We start from the raw sequence: 12,069 nt of genomic DNA on the forward strand, positions 1-12,069 counted from the left end.
AGATACGTTAGAATCCATGTATTAGAAGCTAGCTAATGGGAGAGGACTTCCATTTACACAAAAAATTTGACACTCCCTAATGAACCGCAATGACCTTTCTATCACGATCTATTCACAGGAAGAAAGACCTGACAGACCAGCTGTTTACGTTTGTTCGATGCCACAAAAAAGGCCGCCCCGATGTTCGAGGCGGCCGTGAATCTGTTGAAATGACCTGTGTGTCTGTAATGATTTTTGCGGAGCCCCCAAGTCGTTGTGATCTGGCGTGGTTTGCTTTAGCTAACTAAATGGAATTTTTCAAAATGATCCTTCAGGTAATCCAGCGTCAGGCTCTTGGTCGTCTTGATCAGCTGTTGTGGCTCACCACTAGCCATCAACCGGCCACCGGCTTGCCCACCCTTGGGTCCGAGGTCAATCAGATAATCAGCGTTGGTCATCAGGTCGAGGTCATGCGTGATAATGATAATCGTGGCCCCCTTGGCCTTCAGACTGTTAATCACGCCCAGTAACGTTTGCACGTCTTGGGGATGCAGCCCGACGGAGGGTTCGTCAAAGATAAACAGGGTCTTGCCTTGGCGCTTGTTCAAGTGGCTCATGAGCTTTAACCGTTGGGCTTCCCCACCGGACAGGCTTGGCGTGCTTTCACCTAGATGCAGGTAGCCCAGCCCCATTTCATCCAGCAACTGGAGCTGCTTTTCAATCTTCGGCACCGTTTCAAAGACGGCTAACGCCTCACGGACCGATAAGTTCAGCAGGTCGACAATGTTGTGGCCGTGCCAACGAACCGCCTGAATCTCGTCCTTATACCGTGCACCATGACAGTAGGGGCAGACCTCCTCCATATCCGGCAGATACTGAATATCCAAGGTAATGGTGCCCAGTCCGCCACACTGTTCACACGCCCCCTGCTTGTTATTATACGAGAAGTGAGCGATCCCAAATTTCTTAGCCTTCGCTTCCGGCAAAGCGGCAAACAGGCGACGCAGGTTATCCATGATGGTGGTGTAGGTGGCGATCGTCGAGCGTGCATTCTTCCCAATCGGCTTGGCATCCACGGACACCACGTCTTTCAAATGGGTCTTCAAGGTCGTCACCTGCTTGGGCAGGGCGGCCTGGTCATTCGCGGCCTGAATCGCCGGCACCAGGCTGTCCAAGATTAAACTCGTCTTACCGGCACCAGAGAACCCGGTGACCGCGGTGATTTCGTTACCAGGAATGGTCACGGCCACGTCATGCAGATTAAAGTAATCCTTGACCTCAAACTGCGTGGTGAGCTCACTAGCCTTTTGACTAACGGGCACCTTATCATGCATGATGTTGGCTTGCCCCGAAATGTAGGGACCAATCAGTGACTGAGAATTCCCCACTAGGTCCTTGGGCGTGCCCTCGGCAATGATCCGACCACCGGCATCCCCCGACCCGGGGCCGATCTCAATCACCCAGTCGGCAGCCGAAATGATGTCGACTTCATGGTCGACCACGACCAAGGAATTTCCTTGGGCAATCAGTTCCCGAAAGATCCGGATGAGCCCCTTAACGTTATCGGGATGCAACCCAATCGAGGGTTCATCCAACACGTACAGGACCCCCGTCGTCTCCGTTCGAATGGTCTTGGCTAGTTGCAGTCGTTGAAGTTCACCGGTCGACAGCGTATTCCCGTTCCGCGATAGGGTCAGATAGTCTAGCCCCAGTTCCAGCAAGGGCCGCAACGTATCCGTCAGATTCTTGAACAGCACGTCAGCCATGGCTTTCATCTCGGCGGGCAACTCGGCTTGTGCCGCAGCTTGCCACTCGGACAATGAGCCCAAGGTCAGGTCAGACACCTGCGCAATATTTTTACCCCCAACTAGTTGCGTCAAGAGTTCCGGATTCAGCCGCGTCCCGTGACAGGTTGGGCACACCGAGAAGTGGAAAAATTCGTTGACCTTCTTGATGGCTCGATCACTCTTCACCGTCTTCAGGGAATCGTAGACGGCCTCGTGGGCATTCTCATACAGCGTCTTGTCGGTATGGAAGACCCGTCCGGTCGACGTTCGAAAGTCCACGGGGTACTGCTTCTTAGCGCCGTTGAGGACAATATCTTTCTCCCGGTCGGTGAGATCCTTGTAGGGTACATCGATGCGAACGCCCAGCGTTTCCGCCACCGTTGGCATAAAGTTCCGGCCAGGTAAATGCCATGAGGCCACGACGCCTTCGGTCAGGCTAAGACTCTGATCGCCAATCAGTTTATCCTCGTCTAAGGTCTGAACCGTCCCCGTCCCATGACATTCTGGACAGGCACCGCCGGAATTGAAGGCAAAGTCTTCGGCCGATTTCGCCATGAACTCGACCCCACACTCCGGACAGGTCACGATTCCCATCTTGCTGTCCGCACCACCCGGTAAATCCATGGCCTGAGCCACTTTCAAACTGGGGGCAATCCGGTGACCGTTGGGACAAACCATCGAGCCGAGGCGCGAGAAGATGAGGCGGACGACGTTAAACAATTCACTCATCGACCCGACCGTTGAGCGCTCGGAAGGAACTCCTGGCCGTTGCCGCAGGGCGATAGCAGATGGGATGTGCCGAACTTCCTGGACCTGCGACCGCTTGCTTTGGCCGATTCGCCGTCTGGTATAAGTGGATAGCGCCTCCAGGTAACGCCTTGACCCCTCCGCATACAAGATTCCCATGGCCAAGGAACTCTTCCCAGAGCCCGAGGGACCGGAGATTGCCACAAACTGATTTAACGGAATGTCCACGTCAATATTCTTTAAATTATGGACATTCCCACCACGTACACTAATATGTTCACGTTGTTTATCACTTGTTGTCATACTTGCCCACCTTTACCTTTAGTTCCGTTCATGATACTTATCATTTTAAACCATCCGGTAACGTTACAGTCAAGTTTGGGAACCGAAAACTGGTCATTCTTCTTGGCCGGTGCCTCGCTTCAAGGCCCGGGAACTTTTTCGTAAACCAACCGATCATCACTTTAGAAAAATAGGCCTTACCAAATTATACAGCCTACTGTACAATATAAGTACGAGGTGAACACATGAATAGAGACGATATGATTTCGCGGCAACTGTTATTGTTGGCGCGTCGGATTAAGCAACGCCGAAATTTCCACATTAAGAATTTGAATTTAACCACCGAACAGGGGGATGCCTTGCGATATTTTGCGGAAAATCCCCAGCAAACCGTCGCGATGTTTAAGGACTATCAAGGGATTACCCACCAAACCGCCCGAGTCATTGTCCAACACATGGTAACTGCAGGGGTCGTGAGACTAGTGCCCAATCCGGACGACGGCCGCTCGAAGCTCGTCGTGGTGACGTCGCTCGGGGCAACCAAATACGCCCAACTTGATCAGCATGGCTGGCAAACCAGTGCAGAACTTTTCGCTGGCTTTACACCGGAAGAACAACAACAATTTATGGCATTGGCCCGCCGTGCTAATGCCAACCTAGAAGGGAAATGATTTGGCGTGCACACACGCTTATATACCAAAGATGTGACCTTAGTTTTAGTGGCCAGTTTCTTTTATTTAATGGGGCCAATGTTAATCAATCCGATTATTGCTGGATTTTCCGCTAATGTCGGTGCTAGTAGTATCTTAGCCGGCGTCATTGCGGGGGCAATGAATCTGACCGCGCTGGTCTTGCGGCCATTAGCGGGAAATTTAACCGACCGCGTGTCTAAATACACGCTCACGCTAATCGGTGGCATCTTACTTTTGGTAGCGAGCTTAGGCTATACGTTGACAACCAGTGTGGCCTTAATTCTGATTTCCCGAATCATTAGCGGTATTGGCTATACGTTATGTTCCGTCTGTATGGCAACTTGGATGGCCGACCTCTTGCCCGCCGATCGAATTGGTTCTGGGATGGGGATTTATGGGTTGGCCAGCGCCTTAGGAATGGCCGTGGGCCCAGCCATCAGTGTCTATCTCTACCAACACTACAGTTACCAAAGTGTCTTTTGGGTCGCCGCCCTATTCAGCATCCTTATGCTGATTGTCATTCAGTTCGTCGGCAACCATGGCCGTCCCGTTACCCCACGCCAAACGAACACGGCATCCACCAAAAAACTTCAGTTAGTCCAACCCAAAGTCGTTCCCTTGGCGATCATTTTACTGTTGTTCTCATTACCCTATTTTGCCACGGAAAACTACATCGTGAGCTACATTGCTCACCGCCATTTTGCCGTACCAGCGGGCGTCTTCTTCCCCACTTACGCAATTATTTTATTGGTGATGCGAATGGCCTTACGCGATGCATTTGACCACGTGCCCTTCAAGAAGTTCTTCTGGCTCTGTCTAGGCTTTAATCTGTTGGGCATCATTGGTTTAACTGATTTAAACAATTGGTTCATGTTGTTCCTTGGTGCCTTTGGCTTCGCCGCTGGGTATGGCTTGATGTTTTCCATTTGCCAAGCCAAGGCGCTATCGCTGGTGCCAAAATCGGATCGTGGCTTGGCCAACAGTACCTTCTACATTGGCATCGACCTCGGCATGTCTGGTGGACCGATGCTAGCGGGACTCATCACGGCGATTCTCCCTTGGTCATGGCTCTACCCCGTTATGGGACTGACACTGCCATTGATTGTGGTCGTGTACTGGATCGATCGCCGATCGTTGGCTTGATAAGCAATTGAAAAGGCATCGCGACATGTTTAAATTGCCTGTCGCGATGCCTTTTCTGCTGAGCTTAATTAGTTATCCGGTCACAATACTTTGATTGGGTTGAAAACAACCGTTGGGAACATGGTCAATCCTAGCTAGCGTCCGCGTCTTCCGTCACAAACGTATGCTTGTCATCCAGCACATACTGGAACTCCACGGCATTCATCATCAGGCTGGCCTTAAACAACGCCTTGATGCCCTGTTCATTACTCATGACCACGAAAAACTCGCGGTCGGTGCCACTGACACGTTGGAAAGTCTCATACTCGCCGGTGAAGCCTTCCTTACGAAATAGGCCAATAATCTTCATCATTTCAATCTGGGTTACTGCTTTTTCTGCCAAATTCAATCTCTTTTCTCTCGTGAAGTTAGTCGCTAATTATTAACGGCCCCAGCCACTTTGGGGCCACGAAAAAGCCGCCCCACTGTGCGAGGCGGCTCCGAGTCCGTTGGAATTACTTGCCCAACTTCGTCTTGTTAGTCATGTTTAACTTGTCATCAAAATCGTAGACAACTGGTTCACCAGTAGCCATTTCGAGGTTCATGATGTCATCGTCGGAGATCCGTTCGATGTACTTGCTTAAGGCACGCAGTGAGTTACCGTGGGCAGCGATGATGACGTTTTTGCCGTCGAGTAACTTAGGTGCGATTTGGTCTTCCCAGAAAGGCATAACCCGTTCCAGGGTAACCTTCAAGTTTTCACCACCGGGAACGATGTTAGGATCCAAGTTAGCGTAACGGGGGTCCTTAACGGCAGAACCTTCGGCGTCAGCATCCAAAAGTGGAGGTAAAACATCGTATGAACGACGCCAGATGTGGACTTGGTCGTCACCGTACTTTTCAGCGGTTTCAGCCTTGTTCAAGCCTTGTAAGGCACCGTAGTGACGTTCGTTCAAACGCCAAGTCTTCGTTTCTGGAATCCAAAGTTGGTCGGATTCTTCCAAAACGTAGTGTAACGTCTTGATTGCTCGCTTAAGAACTGACGTGTAGGCGTAGTCAAACTTCAGGCCAGATTCCTTAATCTTGTTACCTGCAGCCTTGGCTTCTTCAACACCCTTTTCACTTAAATCAACGTCAACCCAGCCAGTAAACTTGTTGGATAAGTTCCATTCACTTTGACCGTGGCGAATCAGTACTAATTTTGCCATCCCTTAAAACCTCTTTCTTCTTTAGAATACCTTGCCATTTTACACTATCTCGCCCAAAATTTCAGCCTTATTCGTCTTTTCCGTCATCATGATTTCTTGACGGCAAGCGATAGTCCTTCAATTTCTGGACATCGACGTGGGGCGGCTGGTGTAACCCATGAACCGGCTTGACGCCTAGAATATCCAGGAAGAACGTGAAGATTGGCACCCCAACAATCAGGCCCCAGACGCCAAAGAGCTGTTCCCCTGCCAATAACACGACGAAGGTATAGAAGATTGGCAGCTCAGTCCGGCTGGACATGAACTTGGGATTCAAAACGTAGGCTTCCAAGGCATGGACCACGACCATCATGATTAAGATATAAATCACGTAGCGGAAACCGCCAACGGAATACCCGAGGATGGTCAGTGGAATAATTGAGACAATCACCCCGGCCACGGGAATCAGGCTCAGAATGAAAATCATAATGGCCAGCGTTGGTAGCTGTGGCATCTTCATGAAGGCCAGCACGACGGTGGTAATCACCGTGTTGCAGAGTGCGATGAAGAACTGCGCTTCCAAGACCACCCCAAAGGTATTAACAAACTTTGACGCAAAGAAGTTAATATCCTGGAAGACCCAACCATAGGTACTGGTCAGGAAACGCTTGGAGAAGGCCGCCATCTGTTTATTCTCAATGGTGAAGAAGTAACTCAGAATCATCGACATAAACAGGGTGACCCCAAACGACCCAATCGTCGAGATGTAGGTCAAGACAACCTTGGCCCCACTTTGCACCTGACTCATGATATTCGAGTTATTAATATATTCCGTCACATAACGAATAATCTCGTTCTTATCGTTTCCGGGTTGCTGGTAGAACTTATATAGGTTCTCCACCCCGTGAACCGACGACGTTAAGAGTTGCGGCAGGTACGTGGTGATCGCCCCATACAGGCCCCCCAGAATCAACAAGTACGCGACCGTTACGATGATACCCGCCGGAATCTTCACGAACCGGTGAACAAACTTCACCAGTTGTAGGACCAAGAAGGTGAAAATGAAGGTTAACAGAATCATGTTCATTTCCGACCGAATTAACCACAGGATAAAGATTAAGACGACCAACACCGTAAACCGGCGCAATCTGATATTATCAACAAACCGTTGCCATAAACTCACTTCTGAACCGCCCCTATCTACTTTTTTCGGTAGTTTCATTCTACGCTATTTGTCATTGATTCCCTAGACATTTAACCGTGGACGACAAAAAAGTCCGAACCCGACTGGATTCAGACTTTCAGTCACTCGGCCATCGTTCGGCACCGCTCACTGACGGCATGCCCAACCGACTCGGTGGCCAAGGTCGCTTATGATTCAACTCCCTCTAACACAGCCGACCGTTGATTCCCAAAGGTTAGTTGTAGGTCATCCAATCCCAATGCCTTGTGGATAATGGCGGATGCGCCACCCAGCAATGAGGCTTCTTTAGCATTCTTAGTTAAGAGTAATGGGGCTTTCCGTAAGATGGCCATTTGGCCCACGTAGTCCCGCACTTGGTCCATCAATTCTGGCAATAATTCCAGGATTGGGGCGTTGACGATGATCGCGTCTGGCGCGAAGGTATTGGAAATGTTTCCCAAGACCTTGTCCAGGTAATAGGCAAATTCATCGAGGATCGACAGCAGTTCTGGTCGATGCCCCAGATAGTCTCGCCGAATCCGGTTAACGTCAACCCGGTCAATCTTTTGATAGGCCATGATCCGTTGCAAAACGGGTCCTTCGGCAACGTAATGGTTGACCGTTTCCATATTTTCTTCGTGGTAGCGGTCGGCCAACGGACAAGTACCAATATTGCCGGCTTCCCCATTGTGACCACGGTAGAGCCGGTCATCGGTCACAATTCCTGCGGCCACTTGGTCGCGGATGGTAACCGAGATCAGGTTGTGGTAGAGGCCTTCCCCAGCGAAGTCCCGTTCGTAAATCGCGGATTCACTGGCCAGGTTTTCCAACACAACGGGAACTTGGAACTTGTCGCTAAAGTACTTCGCGAGATCAAAGTTCTTGAACCCCTTCAACGAAGCCGCCAGGATTTGGTTATCGTAAATAACGCCATCCAGGCCAAACGCAATCCCTAACAATCGGTTTTCGTTGGCACTCATCGTGGCCGAGATCCGGTCATCAATCATGTCCAGCACCGTTGTTAAATCAACGTCGCGAGTGGATACACTTTCGTAATTCTCAGACTTCCCGTCCAACCGGCAGGTAATCATAGAGAAGCGTGACCGCAAAATGTTAATACTGATGACATAACCATACCCCACGTTTAGTAATGCCATGACTGGTTTACGACCACCATTCCGGGTACTTACCCCGTGACCAACCTCACGGATTAACCCTTCATGGAGCAATTGACTATAAATATCAGAAACCGTGACCTTGTTTAAACTCAGATTCCGTGAAATCTGACTACGAGAAATTGGTCCAGCGTTTACAATTTGTTGTAAAACTTGCTTTTCATTAGTCGTACGCATGATATGTTTGTTGATAATCATAATTTTCTTGGCAACGTAGCTCCCCCAAATAGCAACGGTGATTCGGGAATCAAATCAGTTTAGGTTGCCCCATCCCCCAAGGTTGGTGCTCACCTGCTATTTTGGGGGCCACATCGCCTAACCCCCCTTGTAGATTCTGATTCTAATATTATAGTAAATCACCCTTACCAATTAAGAAAAGAAAGTGACTTGTGAAATTTAAGCGTTTTCAAATGCCTAATGTACGGGAAATCGTTGCCCCCATAGGCTTCTTACGCCCAAATTTGGTGTTCGACCAATTAATTTGCTTATTCGGTTTATAAATGCATTTGTTTAGTGACTTACCTTTCATGTCAAGTTTTATAACCAAAAGTTTAAGAATGGTTAGTTCAGCAACCAAATTGATCGGGTTCTCCATTTATGACAACGTTCCGTGTTATTTTATCTAACATTTCTGGATTGTTCGTTTTATGTTTATTTGAGCTCGGACTGTCCGCCTACCGGTTGGCCCCGCAGGGGGCTGGAACGTGATGGACACAATTTGAAGCCAGCAAGACCTGGCTGTCTTCAAACTCGGTCTTTGCCTAACCCGGAAGCCCACCGACTAAGGCAAACGACACCACTGAGCCCCCTGCAGGACCGCCCTCACGGCTAAGATCGGTCAATGATTAGCCACTATCTTAGAACAAGTCATCGGACCAACCAAGGCCGTCGACCCACATGGAATTCGACAGTTGTTAAGTAGACATACTTTCACACCAAGCAAAATAAAAAGGCTGGGCGCCATATTCATATCGAGTAGCATAATCTCCAATTCGTATGCTCAACGCCGCTGGCTCTCAACGACCAGTAGGCAGCCAATGGCCGGCCCGGGGCTCAGCCGTGGAACTGCCTTAGCGGAGGAACTTTCTCCGGTTAGGCAGAACTGACTTTTGAGACCGCTCTTGGGCTCAAAATCATGTTCACTGCGTTCCAGCCCGAAAAGGGCCGGCCGTTGGCGAGTCAGCTTAATCTACCTGAAGACAAAATAAAAGCCGGTAGGGATTTACATCCCTACCGGTTCGAATCAGAAATTTACTTGAGATATTGTTGCGTGTACTTGGTCAATGACAACTTCTTCTTGCTAGCGGTTTGCATCGCAACCCGAACGTCTTGATCGCTCATGGCATCGGATTGGCCACCCGCAGCATTGATCGTTTGCCGGGCGCTGGCGATTTGTGCATCCGTGATCGTCTTACCATTTAATTCCTTTTGACTTTGCGTCACGGTGTACTCGTTACTACCCTTGTAGTTCTTAGCAGCTGATTGTTCGGACGACGTCAATGACGCGCTAGAACTGCTGGTATCGGAGCTAGAAGAACTGGAACTAGCCGCAGCGGTCACAGAACTCGTTTGACCGGCATTGTTAGCTTTCCGTAAGGCCAAGGCCTGGTCATACAGGTCCTTGTAGTAAGTCTGACGGAACTTGTCGTTGTTGAATAACTCATCCAAAGTCGTATTGGATTGACCATAGTTCAGCGCCTTGTTTTCCCCTTGCGCCTTACTCAAGATCGTCTTGAATTGCTTAACATTAGCAACCACACCCTTAACCAACTTGTATTGGCTAGTGGCCCGTGTTACCAAGACCTTGTACCCATTCTTGGTGTCCTTGACCGTCTTGTAGTGTTCCTCGGCACTCGTGAACTTCCGTGCTTCCATAGAGTTCTCAGCCGAGACGAACCGTTGCGTTTGCGTTAAATAAGTCTGCGCAGTTGGATCATTTAATTTACGTTTTAAGGCATTCTGAAAGTAACTTTCAGCCTGCGTGTAATGCTTACCTTTGATGGCAGTACGCCCGTTAGCCATTGCCGCTTGGTACTCCTTAGCTGTTGCGTGATGATTCGAATACGCGTAACCGCCAATCAGCAGTGCCACCACGATTGTTGCCACGACCCATACCCATTTTTTCAAAATGAAGACCTCCGCCGGTTAAATATAGTCTCATTATACCATGCATCAGTATAGAAACGACCCTTTTTACCCGGGCTAATTCTAGTGAATAAAAGTTAATGCGCTTACATTAAGACCCCCTCTTACGCTTTACCGGATGAAAGGCGTATACTAAGAAAGTATATTTTTGTTTTACTGCACGCCATGCAGCGAAACCAGAAAGGACTCCTGACATGCTTGAAAAAACTTTTTACAAAACGTTTCTAAGCCACACTTTCAACATTCCCGTTCGAGTCAACTACTGGGACGGTAGCAGCGATGTCTATGGGACCGGCACTCCTGATGTCACTATCACCATTCATGAGGCCATTCCAATAAAGGAAATTTCTCGTAACGCTTCGATTGCGCTCGGGGAAGCTATCATGGACGGTAAAATTGAAATTGACGGGAGTATCGAAGACCTCTTAACGGCGGCCTACGAAAACGCCGACAGTTTCTTCCACAACAAGAAATTTATTCATTTCTTGCCTAAGCAAAAACATACGGAAAAGGAAAGCAAGACCGATGTTCAAAACCATTATGATATTGGAAATAACTTCTACAATCTCTGGTTGGACGACACCATGACTTACTCCTGTGCCTACTTTGAAACACCTGACGATGATTTATACACCGCTCAGATGAACAAGGTTCACCACATTATCCGTAAGCTCAATCCACAACCCGGCAAGACCTTGCTGGATATCGGTTGTGGCTGGGGAACGTTGATGCTGACCGCCGCCAAGGAATACGGGTTGCATGTCACCGGGATCACTTTGAGCCAGGAACAATACAACTACGTTAACCAACGAATCGAAGACGAAGGTCTCCAAGACGTCGCCGAAGTTCGCTTGGAAGACTACCGTGAACTTGGCAACGAGAAGTGGGACTACATCACCTCAGTTGGGATGTTCGAACACGTTGGTCAAGAAAACTTGGGCGAATACTTCAAGTGCGTTCAAGAATACTTGATGAATGATGGTGTTGCCTTGATTCACGGGATTACCCGTCAACAAGGTGGCGCCAACAACGGTTGGTTAAACAAGTGGATCTTCCCCGGTGGCTACGTGCCTGGCTTAATTGAAAACACCACGCACATCATTGAAAATGGCCTCCAAATTGACGACATGGAACCCCTACGTCGCCACTACCAAAAGACGGTAGAAATCTGGGACCAAAACTTCAATGAACACCGTGACGAAGTTGCCAAGATGTTTGACGACCGCTTCGTTCGCATGTGGGACCTGTACCTACAGGCCTGTGCCGCTTCCTTCAAGTCTGGAAACATCGACGTTATCCAGTACCTGATCTCAAAGGGACCATCCGCCCGGATGTTACCAATGACGCGGGACTACATGTATGACGAAACTCATAAAAAAGTAACTGCTAAATAAATACCAGTTAGACGACCGCGGATCGCCTGACGTTAAAGGCTCCCTAACCACCGGATTGATCACCGATGGTTAGAGGGCCTTTTTTATTGGTTAAATTGACTACTACCATATTAAGCATACTCATACTGTTGGTCATTGTTGGGCATAGCCTCTAAGACTATCGATACGATTGTAATCATCAATCCTTTTGCCGGGTTAGTATTTATGCTAACCTCACATCATTGATAATTCTTATGGCCGTCAAATAATGAGGGGGATATGAAATTAATGTTATTCATCAAGAAAATATTTTTACTATTGGTAGATTGTAAAATTTAAGTTGAACATATTAGTGGACAGAAAAACCCATAAAGGTCTTTAATGGTGTCACCACAAC

At 48.7% G+C, this 12,069-nt stretch carries 9 protein-coding genes; 3 read left to right on the forward strand and 6 right to left on the reverse strand.

All coding sequences use genetic code 11. From position 1 onward, the window contains the following. Window positions 1-275: 275 nt before the first annotated feature. Complete coding sequence (locus EKM96_RS10185; protein WP_125643303.1) at window positions 276-2,816, reverse strand: AAA family ATPase; 2,541 nt, start codon at window positions 2,814-2,816, stop codon at window positions 276-278. A 224-nt stretch (window positions 2,817-3,040) separates the two neighbouring features. Here EKM96_RS10185 and EKM96_RS10190 point away from each other — a divergent pair, with 224 nt between their 5' ends. Together EKM96_RS10190 and EKM96_RS10195 are read left to right on the forward strand one after the other, a co-directional pair. Beyond that, complete coding sequence (locus EKM96_RS10190) at window positions 3,041-3,466, forward strand: MarR family winged helix-turn-helix transcriptional regulator (protein ID WP_125643306.1); 426 nt, start codon at window positions 3,041-3,043, stop codon at window positions 3,464-3,466. A 6-nt stretch (window positions 3,467-3,472) separates the two neighbouring features. Continuing rightward, window positions 3,473-4,630 carry an MFS transporter gene (locus EKM96_RS10195; protein ID WP_125643309.1) on the forward strand — a complete coding sequence of 386 codons (1,158 nt, stop codon included), beginning with the start codon at window positions 3,473-3,475 and terminating at the stop codon, window positions 4,628-4,630. Between the two features lie 130 nt (window positions 4,631-4,760). Here the strand turns inward: EKM96_RS10195 and EKM96_RS10200 are convergent, their stop codons facing one another. The 5 genes from EKM96_RS10200 to EKM96_RS10220 form a co-directional block, all read right to left on the reverse strand. Further along, window positions 4,761-5,012 (reverse strand): hypothetical protein, encoded by a 252-nt coding sequence (locus EKM96_RS10200; protein ID WP_125643312.1) that lies wholly within the window; start codon window positions 5,010-5,012, stop codon window positions 4,761-4,763. A 112-nt stretch (window positions 5,013-5,124) separates the two neighbouring features. Next, on the reverse strand, window positions 5,125-5,817 hold the full coding sequence (locus EKM96_RS10205; RefSeq protein WP_061775737.1) for a 2,3-diphosphoglycerate-dependent phosphoglycerate mutase: 693 nt from the start codon (window positions 5,815-5,817) through the stop codon (window positions 5,125-5,127). Window positions 5,818-5,884: 67 nt separating this feature from the next. Continuing rightward, a complete protein-coding gene (locus EKM96_RS10210; RefSeq protein ID WP_125643315.1) occupies window positions 5,885-6,979 on the reverse strand; it encodes an AI-2E family transporter in 1,095 nt (364 codons plus the stop codon). Window positions 6,980-7,167: 188 nt separating this feature from the next. After that, complete coding sequence (locus EKM96_RS10215; protein ID WP_125643318.1) at window positions 7,168-8,352, reverse strand: ROK family protein; 1,185 nt, start codon at window positions 8,350-8,352, stop codon at window positions 7,168-7,170. A 1,053-nt stretch (window positions 8,353-9,405) separates the two neighbouring features. Further along, window positions 9,406-10,281 (reverse strand): hypothetical protein, encoded by an 876-nt coding sequence (locus tag EKM96_RS10220; protein WP_125643321.1) that lies wholly within the window; start codon window positions 10,279-10,281, stop codon window positions 9,406-9,408. 212 nt (window positions 10,282-10,493) lie between these two features. On the opposite strand from EKM96_RS10220, the gene EKM96_RS10225 reads away from it, so the two are divergent. Then, on the forward strand, window positions 10,494-11,693 hold the full coding sequence (locus EKM96_RS10225) for an SAM-dependent methyltransferase (protein WP_125643324.1): 1,200 nt from the start codon (window positions 10,494-10,496) through the stop codon (window positions 11,691-11,693). Window positions 11,694-12,069 lie beyond the last annotated feature (376 nt).

The organism is Levilactobacillus tangyuanensis (genome assembly GCF_003946545.1).
In the GTDB taxonomy this organism is placed as follows: Bacteria; Bacillota; Bacilli; order Lactobacillales; family Lactobacillaceae; genus Levilactobacillus; species Levilactobacillus tangyuanensis.